A 17,557-nucleotide genomic window follows, 5' to 3' on the forward strand; every position below is an offset into this window, starting at 1 on the left:
GCCTCACTTGTGTTTGGCGCCCGATGCCATATCCGTCACGAAACCACGCGTCCGCAGACGTTCGAAAAACGGCATCTCCTTGCCCACAAAGCAGACGGCATCTTCCAGACCCGTCACTTCCACCCGGTCGCCCACCTGGAGCAGCAGGCCCTCTTGGCCGTCCACCGTGATGTAGGTCTCGGTGGTGCCGGGCAGCAGATCGATGCAGAAGCGGGTCTTTTGCGGGAAGACCATGGGGGGGATGGTATTCAGGAAAGGACAGATGGGCGTGAACACCATGCAATTGAGGCTCGGATACAGCAGCGGGCCGCCGGCGGAAACGCTGTAGCCCGAACTGCCGATGGGAGTGGACAGGATCACGCCGTCACTGCGCAGACGGCACATCTCCTGCCCGTCCACACCGATGTCCATGTTGACGAGCCGCGACAGGGCCGCCCGGCTGAGGACGACGTCATTGACGGCCACGCCCTTGGCAAGGGTGCTGTCGTTGCGCACGACTTTCCATTGCAGGGCCATACAGGTGCGCTCGGGAGTGATGCCCGCCAGGGAATCGGCAAGGCCTTTCTCCCACTGTTCCGGCTGGATGTCGGTCAAAAAACCGACCCTGCCAAAATTGATGCCCAGCAGGGGGATGCCCCGGCCTGCCACCCGACGGGCCACACCCAGCATGGTGCCGTCCCCTCCCAGGACAACGGCAAAATCCAGATCGGGAAGCGCATAGGCGGGATCGTCGAACCCTCCGCTGATGGCCGTGACAGAGTGTCCCCTGGCGCGCAGCCAGGCACCTATTTCAGCTTCGAGACGTGCCGCACGGTCACTGTTGGCCTTGCGGACGACGAGAATATGGCGGGCTTTGCTTTGCATCCTTTTTCTCTACGTTATAGGCGCGCGCAGTGCAAGTGGGAAGAGGCTTTTTATCTTGTCAGGGCAGTGGCTTTGTCTTAAAAATGGTACGGCCGCAGGCCATCAGGACGACACCATGCATACAGCGCAGGACATCATAACGACATACAGCCGTACAGGCACCCGCCTGCGCGAGGGATTTTTCAAAGAACGGACGCCCCTTCTGCAGCAGGCGGCCCTGAGCATGGCCCGCAGCCTTGCCCATGACGGCAGGATCCTCATCCTGGGCGAAAGGGCTGCCGACAGCTGTGCCCGCGCCGCAGCCCAGGCCCTGCTTGACCGGCTCGATCTCGACCGGCCGGCACTGCCGGCCATTTTGATACCGGCCGGGAGCCCGGGAGGACAGACACCGGACAGAGCGGCCCTTCGGCAGCTCGAGGCACTGGCCCGGCCCGGGGACGTGCTCCTGTCCTTCCTCCCTGACGCGGCACAGACGGCCATGGGGCCCGTGCTGGCACTGGCGCAGGAGAGCGGCCTGACCTGCATCACCCTCTGCGGGCGCCCCGTTGCGGACCAGTCCCTGCCCGGGCTCGTGATCGATGTCCCGGATGCTTCCGCGGCCCCCGCCTCCCTTGTCCATGAACTGCTTTTTGCCGCCGGCCATCTTGTCTGCAGGCTGGTGGATTACTATCTTTTCGAAAACGTGACGGCGATCCAGACCGTCGATCCGCAGTAAGAGGTTACACGACCATGCCCATCTACGAATACACTTGCACCAAATGCGGCAAGGATTTTGAGGAACTTGTCTTTGGCGATGACCTGCCCGCCTGCCCCCATTGCGGCGCGGCCGAGACCCGCAAGCTGATGTCCCGCTGCGCCCACTGCAGCGGCGGCAATGGTGGCGATGACTCCTTCGCTCCTTCCATGCCCGCCTCTTCCGGCGGCTGCGCCGGCTGCTCCGGCGGTAACTGCGCCACCTGCGGCCACTAGGAGACGCCATGCGCAAAAATCTCGTCATCGCCACCCGCGGCAGTCAGCTGGCCCTCTGGCAGGCCGAACACGTCAAAGCCTGCCTTGAGTCCCTGGAACCCGGCCTGAACATCAGCCTGCGCGTCATCAAGACCCGCGGCGACATCATCCTGGATGTCCCCCTGTCCAAGGTGGGCGGCAAGGGCCTGTTCGTCAAGGAGATCGAGGAAGCCCTGCTGGACGGTTCCGCCGACCTGGCCGTGCACAGCATCAAGGACGTGCCCATGGTCCTGCCCGAAGGCCTCGTCCTGGGCTGCGTGCCCCAGCGTGAGATCTGCGTGGACTGCCTGCTCTCCAACCGCTACGGCTCACTGGACGAGCTGCCCCCGGGGGCCCGCGTGGGCACCAGCAGCCTGCGCCGCCAGGCCCAGCTGCTCAACCTGCGCCCCGACCTGGAGATCCTTTCCCTGCGCGGCAATGTGGACACCCGCCTGCGCAAGATGAAGGAAGGCGAGTACGACGCCATCGTGCTGGCCTCCGCCGGGCTCAAGCGCCTGGGCCTTTCCGCGGACCGCATGCACCATTTCGAAGCGGCCTCCTTCGTGCCCGCCGTGGGCCAGGGTGCCCTGGGCATCGAATGCCGTGGTGATGACGGCGAAGTACTGGAGCTGCTGTCCCGCATGGAACACCGCCCCACCCGCATCTGCGTGGAAGCCGAACGCGGTTTCCTGGCCGGTCTGGACGGCGGCTGCCAGGTGCCCATCGCCGGCCATGCGGAGATGCTGGACGACGACCGCTTCATCCTTGACGGTCTGGTGGCCGAAGTGGACGGCAGCGTCATCCTGCGTGAACAGCAGGAAGGTACGGCCGCCACGGCACGCGAAACGGGCTTTGCTCTGGCCCGTCATCTTCTGGACAAGGGCGGCAAGGACATCCTTGACCGTCTGTATGCTGAAAACCGGTAGTAATGATGCCCAAGATCCTTCCTCTGCCCACATCGCGACTGCACGCGACGTTCGATCCCGAACGCATCCCCTGGCAGGACAGCCGGGAGATCCCTTTGCCCCGCAACGGGGCGGGCAGCCGCAACGCTTTCCAGCCTCGCGCCATGCAGGCTCTGGACATGGCCCTGAACATCAGGGCCTGTGGCTATAATGTCTATGTTTCCGGCGATGCCAATCTGGGGCGCAGCTATACCCTGCTCTCCTACCTTGGCCCGCAGGCCCGCAAACGGCCGACGCCGCCGGACCTGGTCTATGTCCACAACTTCGATGACCCCGACCGGCCGCGCCTGCTTTCCCTGCCTGCCGGTCAGGGCAAGAAGTTCAAGCAGTGCGTGACCTCCACCGTGGATGCCATCCTGCACGAACTGCCCCGCCGCTTCGAAGCCGCGCCCTTCGTCAAGCAGCGTGCCCGGCTGGTGGACAGCTTCCAGAAGGTCCGCAGCGGCCTGCTGAGCAAGATGACCTCCGTGGCCCAGCACAAGGGCTTCCATCTCGACATGGACGAAGGCGGCAGCCTGACCCTGTACCCCCTGGTCAAGGGCAAGCGCCTGAGCGAGGAAGAATTCGAACATCTGGACGACAGCCTGCGCATGACCCTCAAGCGGCGTGGTGAGACCCTTGTCCAGAGCATGGCCAGCTTCATGCGCCAGTTGAGCAAGGCCGAAGAGAGCTTCCACGACGACGAACGCAATCTGGAACAGACCGTCATGGCCCAAGTGCTGGACGCCCTGCTGCTCCCGGCTCAAAAGAAGCTGCTCAAGGCCTGCCAGAGCGAGGCTCTGGAACAGTACTTTGCCAGCCTGCGCGCGGACATCCTGAAGAACACCGAGGCCTTCCTGCCCCGGGAGGCCGGCCAGTCCGGCCCGGATGTCCCCCATGCGCCCCTGCCCCCGCAGGGCGATCCGCTGTATCGCTATGACGTCAACGTCTTCGTGGACAACAGCGAGCTCAGCGGTGCCCCCATCGTGGTGGAAGACCATCCGACGTCATCCAACCTGCTGGGCTGTATCGAACGGGAATCGGAACTGGGCGCCCTAGTGACGGACTTCACCCTCGTACGGGCCGGGAGCCTGCACAAGGCCAACGGCGGCTTCCTCGTCCTGCGGGCGGAAGACCTGCTGCAGCATCCCAACGCCTGGGAAGGCCTGCTGCGGGCCCTGCGAGCCAATTCCCTGCGCATCGAGGACGGCGCGGAGACCCCGGATGCCGCCATCCGTACCAAGGGCATCAATCCCGAGCCCCTGAAGCTGGATCTCAAGGTCGTGCTCATCGGCACGGAAGATCTGTACGAAGCTCTGGTCCTCAATGAAGACCGTTTCGCCAAGCTGTTCCGTATCAAGGCACAGATGGCCGAACGCATGGATCGCAATGCCGCCGGTGTCCGTTTCTATCTGTCGGTCATCGCCCGCATCGCGGAAGAGTCCGGTCTGCGGCCTTTTGACCGCACGGCCCTGGCCTGGCTGGTGGACCTGGGCTCGCACCTTTGCGAGGACCAGCGCCGTCTGTCGCTCAAGTTCCCGCTGTTGCGCGAACAGATGATCGAAGGGGATGCCCTGGCGGGCATGGAAGGCGCCGAGGTCGTCACCGGCGACATCATGGAGCGCTCCTATGCCGCGCGTACCTACCGGGCCAACCTGGTGGAAGAGATCTTCATGGAAGAGTACGACCGCGAGATGATCAAGGTCTGTACGTCGGGCAGCGCCATCGGCCAAGTCAACGGCCTGTCCGTCACCGGCTACGGTGATTTCGAATTCGGCCTGCCCCACCGCATTTCCTGTACCGTGGGCGTGGGCCATGAAGGCATCATCGACCTGGAAAGGGAAGCCGAACTGGGCGGCCCCATCCACACCAAGGCCATGATGATCCTCAAAAGTTACCTGACCAACCTCTTCGCCCGCAAAAAGCCGCTGGTCCTGGCTGGATCGCTTTACTTTGAGCAAAGCTACGCGGGCATCGAAGGCGACTCCGCCTCCGGTGCGGAGCTGGTGGCCCTGCTCTCTGCCCTGGCCGATGTCCCCGTACGGCTCGACCTGGCCTTCACGGGTGCGGTCAGCCATTCCGGGCAGATCATGGCCGTGGGCGGCGTGACGCGAAAGATCGAAGGTTTCTTCAAGGTCTGTGCACGGCATGGCCTCACCGGCAGCCAGGGGGTCATCATCCCCCACGACAACGTGGATCATCTGATGCTCTCCCCGGACGTGCTCCAGGCCGTGGAAAAGGGGCAGTTCGCCATCTATCCTGTCCGCAGCATCGAGGAGGCCCTGACCCTGCTCACGGGCCTGCCCGTGGGACGCCGCCGCAAGGACGATACGTTCACGCCCGGCAGCCTTTACGATATGGTGGACCGCCGTCTGGAACGGCTGGGCGACTATGCCCAGAACTCCTTCCGCCGGACGCGTAAAGGATAGGCGTCATGCATTGACTTGCCTTCATTGAGCGAGTAAACAGTTCTGGCCGATTGTGAAAAAGACGCTTAACCCCCGCAATGACCATGACTGCAAAAAATAAAAAAGAAGCCCTGCTCCAGGCCGCCAAGGAACTTTTTGGTGAATGTGGCTATGTGGAGACCACTTTCAAGAAGATTTCCGACCGGGCTGGTGTGGCCCTTGGACTGCTGACGCACCACTATGGCAATAAGGAAAAACTGTTCCTGGCCTCGGGACTTGATGTGCTGGAACATTTTCTGGTCAAGCTGCGTCAGGCCACGGCCGATGCGGCCTGCGGCTATGACGCCGTCATGCACTTCTGCAAGGCCTACCTGGACTTCTCTGTGGATAAGGACTCCAACTGGCTGGTGCTGGTGCGCTGCTCTCCGTACAGCGATATGAAGACCAAGACGGACAGGGAACAGATGGATTCCATGTTCGCCCAGGTGCATCGTGAACTGGAAGAACAGATCCAGCGCGGCATCCGGGACGGCAGCATCGTCAATGTGGACAGCAAGGCCACGGCGCAGGTCATCATCTCCCTGATGGTGGGTGCCAACCGTACCCGTGTGCTGACCCCCTATGCCCTGCCGGAGCTCTATGACGAGACCCTAGACTTCGTCTCCCGCTCCATCCGCAAGAACTAGTCCTTCTTCCTCCTCCGCTTCAAGCAAGATCCCCGGCAGCGTGCTGCCGGGGATCTTTTTATTTTCTACTTCAGAAGCGCTCGCTTATGCAGGGGAAAAACGCCCCTCCGTGCCGGGACTGCTCCCCTATGGCCTGCCTGGTGGCCTATGCTGTTGCGGCCCGCAAGATCTTTCAGATCTTCGCACGGCAGCCCTTCTCCGCAAGGCCGTTCCCTCATGCTGCACTCATCCTGAGTACATCCTGACAAAAAAAGGGCCTGCCCTTTACAGGACAGGCCCTCGGCTGATCTTGGGTCGGTTTGCTAGTCGGCGCGACGGCCGATGCAGAAGTAGGCGAAACCACGGCTCCCCATGGCGGCGGGAGAGTAGAGGTTGCGGCCGTCAAAGAGCAGCGGCGCGGTCAGCAGGGACTTGATACGGTCAAAGTCAGGATTGCGGAACTGGTTCCATTCCGTCACCACCAGCAGCGCCTGGGCGCCATCGCACACGCCGTACTGATCGTCCACGATCTCCACCAGGGGGTTGTCCTGGAAGATACGGCGGGCGTTGTCGGCCGCCACGGGGTCGAAAGCCCGCACTTTCATGCCGGCTTCGGTCAGGGCGTTGATGATGTTGATAGAAGCGGCTTCACGCATGTCGTCGGTGTTGGCCTTGAAGGCCAGGCCCCACAGGGCCAGGGTCTTGCCCTTCACACCGCCCTGCGGCGCAAAGTATTCCTTGATGCGCTCGGCCATGTGCAGCTTCTGGCGGGCGTTCACGGCTTCCACGGCATTGAGCAGCTTGGGCTCCATACCGGCGGCTTCGGCCGTGTGGATCAGGGCCTTCACGTCCTTGGGGAAGCAGGAACCGCCGTACCCCACACCGGGATAGATGAACTGGTAACCGATACGGCTGTCAGAACCGATGCCGTTGCGCACGTCGCGCACGTCAGCGCCTACGCGTTCGCAAATGGTGGCGATCTCGTTGATGAAGGAGATCTTGGTGGCCAGCATGCAGTTGGCGGCATACTTGGTCATCTCGGCGCTGCGGATGCCCATGACGATCACTTTGTCACGGGTACGGGCAAAGGGCGCGTACAGTTCGCGCATGACGGCAGCGGCCTTGTCCGACGACGTACCGATGACCACGCGGTCAGGCTTCATGAAGTCGGAGATGGCGTCGCCTTCCTTCAGGAACTCGGGGTTGGAGACCACTTCGAAATCGAAATTCTTGCCGCGGGCAGCCAGTTCTTCGGTGATGATGGCGCGCACACGGTCGGCAGTACCCACCGGTACCGTGGACTTGTCCACCACGATGAGATCGTTTTCCATGGTACGGCCGATCTCACGAGCCACCTGCTCCACATAATGCAGGTCGCAGGAACCGTCTTCTCCGGGAGGGGTACCCACGCAGATGAAGGCGCAGTCGGCGCCCACCAGGCCTTCCGCCAGGCTGGTGGTGAACTTCAGGCGGCCATCGGCATGGCTGCGGCGCACCATGGGTTCCAGTCCGGGCTCGAAAATATGCACGGAGCCGGCATTCAGGCGGGCCACAACATCCTTGTTGACATCGATGCAGGTCACGGAGTTGCCCATTTCAGCGAAGCAGGCGGCGCTCACCAGACCCACATAGCCGGTGCCGACGATACACAATTTCATATGTTTTCTCCCTTGGGGCGCTCTTGACGCCCGACAGTGATAACGTCAAAACAAATCAATCGAGTGCGCAGTATAGCCTTTTTTTTCTTGAGCTTCAACTCCGGGGGCGGATATGCTGGTTGGACTGGGGATGGACCTGACCGATATAGGGCGCATGGAACGTGCCCTGCAACGCCACGGCACCCGTTTTGCCGCCAGGATCCTCGCGCCTGCCGAGCAGGAGGCCTGCCCGGAGTTGCGTCCTGCCTTCGTGGCAGGGCGCTGGGCTGCCAAAGAGGCGGCCGTCAAGGCGCTTGGCTGCGGCTTCAGCCTGGGGATCGGCCCCCGCCATATCGAGATCCTGCCCACGCCGACGGGCAAGCCGGAGCTGCGCTTCACCGGCCCGGCCCTGGAGCGTGCCCGGCAACTGGGCGTGCGCCATATCCATGTATCCATCACCCATGAACGAACCACGGCAGCCGCGGTTGTCGTACTGGAGGCCTGACGATGAACAGGGAATGGTGGTCCGCACTGCCGCCGCTGCCCCTGCCGCACGAGATGCAGCAATGGGACAGACAGGCCGTGGAACTGGGCATCCTGCCGGAAATCCTGATGGAAAATGCCGCGGCCGCGGCATTCCACCAGCTGGGCACCCTGTGCCCCCGGCTTGCGGGAAAGCAAATCTGGCTGTTCATGGGCAGTGGCAACAATGGCGGCGATGCCGCCTGCCTTGCCCGCTATCTGCTTGACGCCGGCGCCTGCCCGCATGTTTTCCACACCCGGCCTCTCGACCATTACCGGAACGAGACGGCCTATCATCTCCAGGCGGCCCGGTCCTGTGGTGTCCCCTTCCTGCCGGTAGGCGCGCTGACGGAGCCTTCCCGGGCCCTGCCCCACCCCGATATCGTTGTGGACGGCCTGCTGGGGACGGGCTTTTCAGGCCAGCTGCGTGACGATGTTCTTCGTCTGGTCTCCTTCGTGAACGAACTTTCTCCCCGGCCGCTGATCCTGTCCCTGGACGTGCCGTCAGGACTGGATGCCACCAGCGGCCTGCCCTGCCCCGATGCCGTCAGGGCGGATATGACGGTCAGCTTCGCCGCCGCCAAGCCCGGCCTGATGCTGCCGTGGGCCCGTCCATACACCGGGGAATGTCATGTGGGCCCCATTGCCATGCCCGCCAAAGTCCGGGAAAAAGGGCCCTGCTCCTTCCGCCTTCTGGACAGCCGGGCCCTGGCCCTGCTGCCTGCCATGACGGCCGCGAGCTACAAGAACACTTACGGGCATATCCTCGTCATGGGAGGACGCCCCGGCATGTGCGGTGCGGGACATCTGGCGGCCCGGGGGGCCCTGCGCACCGGTGCCGGCCTGGTCACGGCAGCCATGCCCGCCGCCGGAGAGGATCAGGTACGCATGGGCTGGCCCGAGATCATGACCCTGCCCCTGGGCGATCCCGGGAACAGGGACTGGCCTGCGCAGCTCCCGGACGCCCTGCGGCAACGCCTGCACCAGTGCCGGGCCGTGGTCATCGGCCCCGGCATGGGGCGTGGGGAAGACAGCCATGCTTTCCTGGCGGCTCTCCTGAAAGAGCCGGGACGTCCGGCCTGCGTGTTCGATGCCGACGCCCTGATGCTGCTGGCAGAGGATCCCGCCCTGCTGGCGTCCCTTGGCCCCGGGGACATCCTGACGCCGCATCCCGGCGAGGCCGCGGCCCTGCTCCACTGCCCGGGCAACACCATTCAGCAGGACAGGATGGCAGCCCTGAACGCTCTGTGTGCGATCGTCCCGTCCGCCGTCGTCCTCAAGGGTGCGGGGACGCTGGTCGGCCAGCGAGACTGCCCCACGGGCCTCAGTCCTCTGGATGTTCCCCAGCTGGCCATGGGCGGTTCCGGCGACGTACTGGCCGGTTGTGCCGCGGCCCTGCTGGCCCGACTGCAGGAAAGCCCCCGATCGGCCCATCAGGCAGCCTGCCTGGCAGTGGCGCTGCATGCCGCCGCCGGCCGGATACTGGCCCGCACCCATCCCCGCCGGGGCAATGTGGCCGGCGAACTGGCCGATGCCCTGCCCCAGGCCATGACCCTCTAACCGGATAGCCCCGCTATGGATGCCTTCACCTTTCTGCTCGAATCCCTGGACGATACCGCCTGCCTCGGCACCTTGCTGGCCGGCATGATGCAAAATGCCCCCCAGGTGCGCGCCCTGCTCCTGCAAGGGGATCTGGGCAGCGGCAAAACGACCCTGACCCGCTCCTTTGTCGCGGCCCTGCCGGGTGGCGACCAGGCCGAGATCTCCAGTCCGTCCTTCACCATTTGCAACAATTATCCCACCTGCCCGCCGGTCCTGCACTGCGACCTTTACCGTTGCCCGGCATCCCTTCCCGACGAAGTCTGGGACGCGCTGGACGCCGATGCAGGCATCTGCATCGTGGAATGGGCCCAGTACATCCCCGAAGCGGCCCTACCCAAGGAATTTCTGGACATCCGGCTGGAGTCATGCGAAAAAGGACGATTCCTGACGGTAATGGCGCATGGGCAGGCGTCTCAGGCTCTGGCGCAGGAGCTGCATACAGCCTGGACCACATCCGGACGGCACGGCTCCCGGACGGATCTGCCCCTTTTTTCGTGAGACAGGTGCATCAATGGAATCTGGCATGAAAATCTTAGTTCAAAAATTCGGTGGCACTTCAGTGGCAAACCTGGAGTGCATGAAGAAAGTGCGCGAAAAAGTGCAGGCCGGGTTGAACAAGGGCTACAAGATGGTGGTCGTGCTTTCCGCCCGTTCGGGCGAGACCAACCGTCTGCTGGCCCTGGCCTCCGAGTGGTCCTCCACCCCGGATCCGGCGGAATGTGATTCTCTGGTCTCCACCGGGGAACAGGTCTCCATCGCGCTCTTCACCATGCTGCTCAAAGACGCGGGCATCCGTGCCCGCTCCCTGCTGGCATGGCAGATCCCCATCATTACCGATGACGATCACGGCAATGCGCGTATCGAATCCATCGACAGCCAGCGCCTGCGCAGCTATCTGGATGAGTACGACGTGCTGGTGGTCGCCGGTTTCCAGGGGTGCACGGAGTCCCAGCGCATCACCACTCTGGGCCGCGGCGGCTCCGATACTTCGGCCGTTGCCCTGGCTGCCGCCCTGGGTTCGGTGGAATGCGAGATCTACACGGATGTGGACGGCGTCTATACCACCGACCCCAACATCTGCTCCAGCGCCCGCAAGATGGATCGTGTCGCCTATGAAGAAATGCTGGAAATGGCCAGCATGGGCGCCAAGGTGCTGCACATCCGTTCCGTGGAATTTGCCAAGAAGTACAAAGTGCCTGTGCGCGTCCGCTCCACTTTTTCCGACGACCCCGGCACGCTCGTTACCCAGGAGGACTCCAGCATGGAAGCTGTTCTTGTTTCCGGCATTGCCTATGATAAGGACCAGGCTCGTGTGACCCTGCACGACCTTCCCGACGTGCCCGGCGTGGCCGCCGCCATCTTCGGCCCCCTTTCCGAAAAGGGCGTGCTGGTGGACATGATCGTCCAGAACACCAGCCTTGACGGCCATACCGACATGACCTTCACCATCTCCCGCAAGGATCTCAAGCAGACCCTGGCCATCATGGAAGAAGTGAAGGAACGCACCGGCGCCACCGACGTGGTCTCCGACGTCAACGTGGCCAAGGTCTCCGCCATCGGTGTCGGCATGCGCAACCATTCCGGCGTGGCCGCCCGTGCTTTCTCCGCCCTGACCCAGGAAGGCATCAACATCCTGATGATCAGCACCTCCGAGATCAAGATCACCATCCTGATCCAGGAAAAGTACGTGGAACTGGCCGTGCGCATCCTGCACGATACCTTCGGCCTGGATTGGGACATCAACTAGTTCAGCTCCTGCCTGCCGGCTGACCGGCCCCGGCCATCCGCCGGCAATATGCCCCATACGATAAGAAAGCCCGGTATCCTGTGATACCGGGCTTTTTCTTTACTCATGCGAATGGTCTGCACAAAACGTTACCGTAGGAAAGCTCCTTTCCGCGAAACGCTGCCTGCCGCAACGGCACCGACCATTCTTTTTTACCATTGAGGGATGGCGTCGTCCTAGTGGCGCATCTCGGCCCCAAGGGCCAGCAGGGTCGTCTGCAGATCCGTCATGCTCTGGCAGATATAGTCAGCATGGACGGACTCCAGCTCCTGACGGCTCCCGTACCCGTACAGCACGCCCACGGTCTTCATGCCCACGGCGTGCCCGCCGACCACGTCATGGAACCTGTCCCCCACCATCAAGGAATGGGATACATCGGCGCCCGTTTCCTGAAGGGCGTAACGCAGTACATCGACCTTGTCGTTGCGGGCCCCGTTCAGCTCGGCACCGGCCACAAAGGAGAAGTAACGGCTCAACTGGAAATGATCCAGGATCTGCCGGGCGAACACTTCCGGCTTCGATGTGGCCAGATGGATGCGGTGTCCCTGCTCGATCAGACGCTCCAGCATCTGGGGAACCCCGGGATAGACCTGATTTTCAAACATCCCCTGCCGCCGGAAGTATTCGCGGTATTTTTCCACCGCCAGCGTGACACGGGCGCTGTCTCCCGGGAAATAACGGGCAAAGGATTGCTTGAGCGGCGGGCCGATAAAGAACAGCAGACTGTCCGCACTGGCCCTGATCCCGAAATGGTTCAGAGAGTACAGAACGGAATTGATGATGCCCTGCTTGGAATCGGTGATGGTGCCGTCAAGATCGAAAAAGAAGGAAGTATGGGCCATAGGCATACCGGGGTTTGCGACTACGAAAAATGCTGTCGGACGTTTTTATTACTATCGCCTCTTGCGGCCTACTGGTCAAGCAGTCCCAGGTGATCCAGCACCAGGGTCGGCTGGCGCTCCAGTCCGGGCAGATCGGAACGCCGGGCTTCCCCGCTCAAAACCAGCAGGAAATCGATGCCGGCATTCTCGGCCAGCAGTTTGTCGGTGGAAAGCCTGTCGCCCACCATCAGCATGTTTTCCGGCGCATAGCGCTGCAACAGGCCGGAAAGCAGGGTCGCATCCGGCTTGCCGAAGATGCGTTCCGGCCTTCTGCCTGTGGCGGTGGCATAGAGAGCCAGAAAGCTGCCCACGTCCGGCAGGGGACCTTCCGGGGACGGACAGACCAGATCAGGATGCGTAGCCAGGAAACGGACATCGTCTTTTTGCAGCAACAGCGCGGAGCGTGACAGTTTTTCGTAGGTCAGTTCCGTGTCATAGGCCAGGATGACGGCCTGCGCGCCTTCTTCCTGCTGTTTCAGCTCGGGCATGCGCTGGCGCAGGTCGGAGACGAAATCCCGGTTACCGACCACATACGCCGTGTGGATGCCTTCCGCCTTCAAAAAAGCCACCAGCGGCGTCACCGGCGAGAGCAGCTGCTCCCTGCGGGCGGGGATGCCCATGCCGTTCAGCTTTTTGATGTAGGTCTCCGGCGCCTTGGAGGTATTGTTGCTCAGGAAGAAGAAATCCACATCTTCCCAGTGCCGCTGCACAAAGGCCACGGCCCCCTCGATGGGATTGTCCCCCATATAGATGGTACCATCCATGTCCAGAACGATGCAACGTTTGTCAGGAAGCCGCATGCCGTGTCCCCCAAGTTTCAAAAATGAAAAAAATGACGGCAAAACCGTGGCGCCCCCGTCCGGCACCCGCCGCCGTGCCGGGATTCTACACAGGCCGATGGCCTGCTGCAAGCGGCGTTTTTCCCGCCTCTTGCCCATCTTGACACAACAATGTCCTGTAAGTAGAGGAAAGGGACGACTTCCCCGTATAACTTTCGCAAACGAAGATTCCAAAGCTATAATTGTCGCTCCTGTGAGCGGAGGACAGCGTGAAAGAAACCACAGTGATCATCATTGGCGGTGGTGCGACAGGTATCGGCATTCTGCGCGACCTGAGCATGCGCGGCGTACCCGCCCTGCTGCTGGAACAGGGGGGGCTGGCCCACGGCACGAGCTCCCGCTTCCACGGCCTGCTGCACAGCGGCGCCCGGTACGCTGTCAGTGACAGCGAATCCGCCCGGGAATGCATCGAAGAAAACATGATCCTGCGCCGTATCGGCAAGCAGTGTGTGGAAGAGACCGAAGGCTTTTTCGTCCGTACCAAACTGGACGACCCGGCCTTCGAACCCGGCTGGGTCGAAGCCTGTGCCCGTGCGGGCATCACCGCCGAGCGCATCGATGTGGCCGAAGCCCGGCGGCTGGAGCCCAACCTGGCCCCCAATATCTGCTCTGTTTACCGCGTGCCGGATTCCTGCGTCGACGGCTTCCGCCTGGTCTGGCACAATGCCCTGTGCGCCCGGCGCTACGGCGGTGACATCCTCACCTATCACGAAGTCATCGCCATCAAGCAGAGCAACGGCAAGGTCACGGGCGTCACGGCCCGCAACCGCATCACTGGCGAAGAGCTGGACATCGCCTGTGAATATGTGGTCAATGCCGCCGGCTCCTGGTCCGGGCAGATCGCCCATCTGGCGGGTCTGGATGTCAGCGTGTCGCCCGACCGCGGGACGCTGATCGTCTTCAACCACCGCTTCACGTCGCGCGTGGTCAACCGCCTGCACAAAAGCTCCGACGGCGACATCTTCGTCCCGCACGGTTCCATCACCATCCTGGGGACCACGTCGACGCCTACTGACCGCCCGGACAACAATACCCCCACGACCGAAGATGTCCTGCGCCTGCTGGACATCGGCGAGCCCCTGTTCCCCGACCTGCGCTCGTACCGCATCCTGCGTGCCTTTGCCGGTACGCGCCCGCTCTACACGCCCAACAATGCCGTGGGTCGTGCCGCCAGCCGCAATTTCCACATCGTGGACCACAAGCAGGACGGTCTGGAAGGCATGGCCAGCATCTTTGGCGGCAAACTGACCACCTACCGTCTGATGGCGGAGCGCATGAGCGACCTTGTCTGCCGCTACCTCGGCAACAACGAGCCCTGCCGTACGGCGGAAGAACCCATCATGGAGGATCCTTCCCCCGAGCTGATGCAGAAAGCTGCCAAAGTCTTCCCGCTCAATGGTGCCGTCCTTGCCGCCGACCGTCTGGGCAGCACGTTTGCCGACGTGGTGGAAAAGGCTGCCTCCGAAACGGACAACGAGCTGCTGTGCGAATGCGAGATGGTCAGCATGGCTGAAGTGGAATATGTGGCCCGCGATCCTGCCACCCACTCCCTGCACGACGTCCGCCTGCGTACCCGCCTGGGCATGGGCACCTGCCAGGGCACCTTCTGTTCCCTGCGCGCCATCGGCGCCCTGACCGAACGCAATGTGCCGCTGGCATTCTCGCCCACGGAAGACGTCTCCCAATTCCTGCAGGAACGCTGGCGTGGTCTGCGCCCGGCCCTGTGGGGCAAGCAGCTGAAAGAAATCGAACTGGGGCGTGCCATCTACGCGGCCACCCTCAATCTGGATGGAGCCGGCAATGAACAAAAGAAATAGCGACGTCCTGGTTATCGGCGCCGGCATGTCCGGCCTTGTGGCGGCCCTTGCCGCTGCCCGGCGCGGCCGCAAGGTCACTGTCCTTTCCCGGGGCGTGGGAGCGCTGGCCATCGGCAGCGGTTGCGTGGACATCCTGGGCTATGTCAACGGCCAAGCTGTTTCCGGCCATCCGCTGGATGCCATCGAATCCTTGCCCGAGACCCATCCCTATCGCCTGCTGGGACGCGATCGCGTGGCTGAAGCCTGCTCTTTCCTGGAAGAAGTCTGTGCCGCTCAGGGCCTGTCCCTGCTGCCCATGAAAGAGAACAATCGCCTGGTCCCCAGCATCATGGGTACCCTCAAGCCGAGCGGCCTGTGCCCGGCCAGCGCCGACGGCGATCTGCTGCTGAAGGCCAAAAGAGTTGCCGTGGTCACCATCGGGGGTTTGCGCGACTGCCAGCCCAATCTGATCATCAAGCAGTTCCTCCGTTATCCTGCTCTCAGGAGCATCGAGTTCACCGAAGTCGTCCTGCCCTCGCCGCTGGGCAAGACGCATCGCAATATTACGGCTCTGGATCTGGCCCGCTATGTGGATCGCCCCGAGGGTGTTTTCTGGCTGGCCGATGCCCTGAAAAAAGCCTGTGGCCGGCAGGATCTCATCCTGCTGCCGCCTGTGTGCGGCGTGCGCAACTTCCTTTGGAAAAAACTGGTGGAACTGCTGGATTGCCCGGTGGTGGAAATGCTTTCCATCCCTCCGGGAGTCAGCGGCCTGCGCCTGCGCACCTGCCTTCTGAACGCCCTGCGCGAACTGGATGTCACCCTGCTGGAAAATACGACGGTGATCCGTGCCGACGTCGCGGACGGGCATTGCCGTGGCGTGGTCACCTCCGGTCTCGACCACGAACACGTCTATACTGCTGACCAGATCATCGTGGCTACCGGCGGCTTCATGGGCGACGGCTTCGAGGCTGAGCCCGGCAAGATGCAGGAAAGCATTTTCCAGCTGCCGCTCTGTCTGGAAAATGGCGAGATGCCTTCCGCCGATCCTTCTGACTGGTCGGAAGAAAACGTCTTTGCCCGCCATGCTTTCGCCACCCTGCGCGTCCGCGTCGATGCACAGCTGCGTCCCTGCTCCGAAGAAGGCTCGGTGCTGCTGGACAATGTCCGTTTTGTGGGCCGCTCGCTGGGCGGCTATGACTTCGCTACTGAAAAAAGCGGTAACGGCGTGGCCCTGGCCACGGCCTGGTATGCCGCCCAATGTGTGTAAGGCAGGTGCATGATGGCTCTCAAACATCCCAATCCTGATGCCTGTATCGCCTGCACCACCTGTGTGGTACAGTGCCCGGTGGCCCAGGCCACCACGAACTTCCTTGGCCCCCGCATGATCGGTCCCGCCTATGAGCGCTTTCGCCTGCTGGGTCTTGCCGAAGAAGAATCCCTGCACTATTGCGCCAACTGCAAGAACTGCGACATCGCCTGCCCCCAGGGCGTCCCGGTCTCCAGCCTGAATATGATGGCTCGTGCCGAGCAGTGCCGCAAAAAGCGTCCGCCCCTGCGGGACTGGATCCTTGGGCACGGCGAATTGATGGCCAAGCTGCTGCGCTACGTGCCTGCCAAGCTGAAGAACTTCGGCATGCTCAATCCCGTGACGCGCTTTGCGCTGGACAAGCTGGGCATCTCTGCCAAAGCTCCTATGCCGGCCTTTGCCGAAAAGAGCTTCCGGCAGCAGCTGAAAAAAATCTGGCAGCCCCATACCAACAAGTATGTCGTCCTTTTCCCCGGCTGCTATCTAGATGTTTACGACCCGCAGACCGGGCTCGATCTTGTGTGGGTGCTGAACCAGGCCGGCTATCATGTCATCGTTCCCAAGGAATTCGTCTGCTGCGGCCTGCCCATGGTCGCCAACGGATTCTGGGACGACGCCCGCGCCAATGCCAAAAAGAATATCGCGGAACTGCAGCGCTGGCGCAAGGAAGGCATCCCGGTCATCACCGGTTGTCCCAGCTGCGCGTTGATGTTCTCTTCCGACTTGCCGGAATACTATCCCGACCTGATGATCGATGGCGTCTCCACAACCCTGCTGGATGCTCAGGCTTTCCTCCTGGATTGCGTGGAAAAGGGAGAACTGCGGCTGCCCGAAAAAACTGTGGACAGCTCTGTGGTTCCTTCCGAGCTCATCTACCACGCCCCCTGTCATTTGCGCGCTCAGGGCAACGGCCTGCCGGGTCTCGATCTGCTCCGCGCTCTACCCGGTATGCATGTCAGCAATGCCGATGCCGGTTGCTGCGGTATCTCGGGCAGTTATGGCTTCAAGAAGGAAAAGTATCCCATCGGCATGCAAGTGGGCTCCGCCCTTTTTGATGCCGTACGCAAAAGCCCGGCGCCCGTGGCTGCTTCTGAGTGCGGCACCTGCCGTGTCCAAATCAAACACGGTTCCGGCAAAGATTGCATGCATCCTGTTTCCGTGTTGCGGCGCTGGCTGGAAGCTGCCCGTTAGTTTGGGTTTCGGAATTTCCGGAGCCCCCTCAATATAGTGAAGAGGCCCCTGCTTATGGCAGGGGCCTCTTTTTGTATGAAAAGAAAACCTCCCGCTAGGCGGGAGGTTCAAAAAAGCTTAAAGCTATAA

General features: G+C 62.3%; 16 protein-coding genes. 12 read left to right on the forward strand and 4 right to left on the reverse strand.

Annotated features, from left to right (window positions below; genetic code table 11):
• Positions 1-3 precede the first annotated feature (3 nt).
• A complete protein-coding gene (locus DESPIG_RS05490) occupies positions 4-864 on the reverse strand; it encodes an NAD(+)/NADH kinase (protein WP_006006000.1) in 861 nt (286 codons plus the stop codon).
• 115 nt (positions 865-979) lie between these two features.
• Between DESPIG_RS05490 and DESPIG_RS05495 the strand changes: the two genes are divergently transcribed.
• From DESPIG_RS05495 to DESPIG_RS05515, 5 genes are all read left to right on the forward strand, one after another.
• The gene (locus DESPIG_RS05495) at positions 980-1,579 is read left to right on the forward strand and encodes a phosphoheptose isomerase family protein (RefSeq protein WP_006006002.1); all 600 of its coding nucleotides are present in this window, start codon (positions 980-982) and stop codon (positions 1,577-1,579) included.
• A 14-nt stretch (positions 1,580-1,593) separates the two neighbouring features.
• Complete coding sequence (locus tag DESPIG_RS05500; RefSeq protein ID WP_006006004.1) at positions 1,594-1,833, forward strand: FmdB family zinc ribbon protein; 240 nt, start codon at positions 1,594-1,596, stop codon at positions 1,831-1,833.
• A gap of 8 nt (positions 1,834-1,841) precedes the next feature.
• Positions 1,842-2,777 carry a hydroxymethylbilane synthase gene (gene hemC, locus DESPIG_RS05505; RefSeq protein WP_006006006.1) on the forward strand — a complete coding sequence of 312 codons (936 nt, stop codon included), beginning with the start codon at positions 1,842-1,844 and terminating at the stop codon, positions 2,775-2,777.
• A 5-nt stretch (positions 2,778-2,782) separates the two neighbouring features.
• The gene (locus DESPIG_RS05510) at positions 2,783-5,224 is read left to right on the forward strand and encodes a Lon protease family protein (protein ID WP_040369463.1); all 2,442 of its coding nucleotides are present in this window, start codon (positions 2,783-2,785) and stop codon (positions 5,222-5,224) included.
• 77 nt (positions 5,225-5,301) lie between these two features.
• Positions 5,302-5,889, forward strand: coding sequence for a TetR/AcrR family transcriptional regulator (locus DESPIG_RS05515; protein ID WP_006006010.1), 588 nt, complete (start codon positions 5,302-5,304; stop codon positions 5,887-5,889).
• A 302-nt stretch (positions 5,890-6,191) separates the two neighbouring features.
• On the opposite strand, the gene DESPIG_RS05520 is transcribed toward DESPIG_RS05515, so the two are convergent.
• Complete coding sequence (locus DESPIG_RS05520; protein WP_006006014.1) at positions 6,192-7,526, reverse strand: UDP-glucose dehydrogenase family protein; 1,335 nt, start codon at positions 7,524-7,526, stop codon at positions 6,192-6,194.
• A gap of 112 nt (positions 7,527-7,638) precedes the next feature.
• Here DESPIG_RS05520 and DESPIG_RS05525 point away from each other — a divergent pair, with 112 nt between their 5' ends.
• Genes DESPIG_RS05525 through DESPIG_RS05540 form a run of 4 tightly spaced genes read left to right on the forward strand, consistent with a single transcriptional unit; the run spans position 7,639 to position 11,376 of the window.
• Positions 7,639-8,010 (forward strand): holo-[acyl-carrier-protein] synthase, encoded by a 372-nt coding sequence (locus DESPIG_RS05525; protein WP_006006016.1) that lies wholly within the window; start codon positions 7,639-7,641, stop codon positions 8,008-8,010.
• Positions 8,011-8,012: 2 nt separating this feature from the next.
• Positions 8,013-9,587 (forward strand): NAD(P)H-hydrate dehydratase, encoded by a 1,575-nt coding sequence (locus DESPIG_RS05530; protein WP_006006018.1) that lies wholly within the window; start codon positions 8,013-8,015, stop codon positions 9,585-9,587.
• A gap of 15 nt (positions 9,588-9,602) precedes the next feature.
• Positions 9,603-10,127, forward strand: coding sequence for a tRNA (adenosine(37)-N6)-threonylcarbamoyltransferase complex ATPase subunit type 1 TsaE (gene tsaE, locus DESPIG_RS05535; protein ID WP_006006020.1), 525 nt, complete (start codon positions 9,603-9,605; stop codon positions 10,125-10,127).
• A 25-nt stretch (positions 10,128-10,152) separates the two neighbouring features.
• Positions 10,153-11,376 (forward strand): aspartate kinase, encoded by a 1,224-nt coding sequence (locus tag DESPIG_RS05540; protein WP_006006022.1) that lies wholly within the window; start codon positions 10,153-10,155, stop codon positions 11,374-11,376.
• 215 nt (positions 11,377-11,591) lie between these two features.
• On the opposite strand, the gene DESPIG_RS05545 is transcribed toward DESPIG_RS05540, so the two are convergent.
• Positions 11,592-12,257, reverse strand: a complete 666-nt coding sequence (locus tag DESPIG_RS05545) for an HAD family hydrolase (protein ID WP_040369318.1) — start codon at positions 12,255-12,257, stop codon at positions 11,592-11,594.
• A gap of 68 nt (positions 12,258-12,325) precedes the next feature.
• Positions 12,326-13,096, reverse strand: a complete 771-nt coding sequence (locus tag DESPIG_RS05550) for an HAD-IIA family hydrolase (RefSeq protein ID WP_040369319.1) — start codon at positions 13,094-13,096, stop codon at positions 12,326-12,328.
• A 248-nt stretch (positions 13,097-13,344) separates the two neighbouring features.
• On the opposite strand from DESPIG_RS05550, the gene glpA reads away from it, so the two are divergent.
• From glpA to DESPIG_RS05565, 3 genes are read left to right on the forward strand one after another with little or no spacing between them, the layout of a single operon-like run.
• Positions 13,345-14,952: an anaerobic glycerol-3-phosphate dehydrogenase subunit GlpA gene (glpA, locus tag DESPIG_RS05555; RefSeq protein ID WP_040369320.1), complete on the forward strand. Its 1,608-nt coding sequence runs from the start codon at positions 13,345-13,347 to the stop codon at positions 14,950-14,952.
• Positions 14,936-16,198, forward strand: coding sequence for an anaerobic glycerol-3-phosphate dehydrogenase subunit GlpB (glpB, locus tag DESPIG_RS05560; protein WP_040369321.1), 1,263 nt, complete (start codon positions 14,936-14,938; stop codon positions 16,196-16,198). The genes glpA and glpB overlap by 17 nt, the downstream gene beginning before the upstream one ends.
• 9 nt (positions 16,199-16,207) lie before the next feature.
• Positions 16,208-17,428 (forward strand): anaerobic glycerol-3-phosphate dehydrogenase subunit C, encoded by a 1,221-nt coding sequence (locus DESPIG_RS05565; protein ID WP_050760273.1) that lies wholly within the window; start codon positions 16,208-16,210, stop codon positions 17,426-17,428.
• The last annotated feature ends 129 nt before the right edge of the window (positions 17,429-17,557 follow it).

Origin of the sequence: Desulfovibrio piger ATCC 29098, from assembly GCF_000156375.1 — a bacterium.
Taxonomy (GTDB): domain Bacteria; phylum Desulfobacterota; class Desulfovibrionia; order Desulfovibrionales; family Desulfovibrionaceae; genus Desulfovibrio; species Desulfovibrio piger.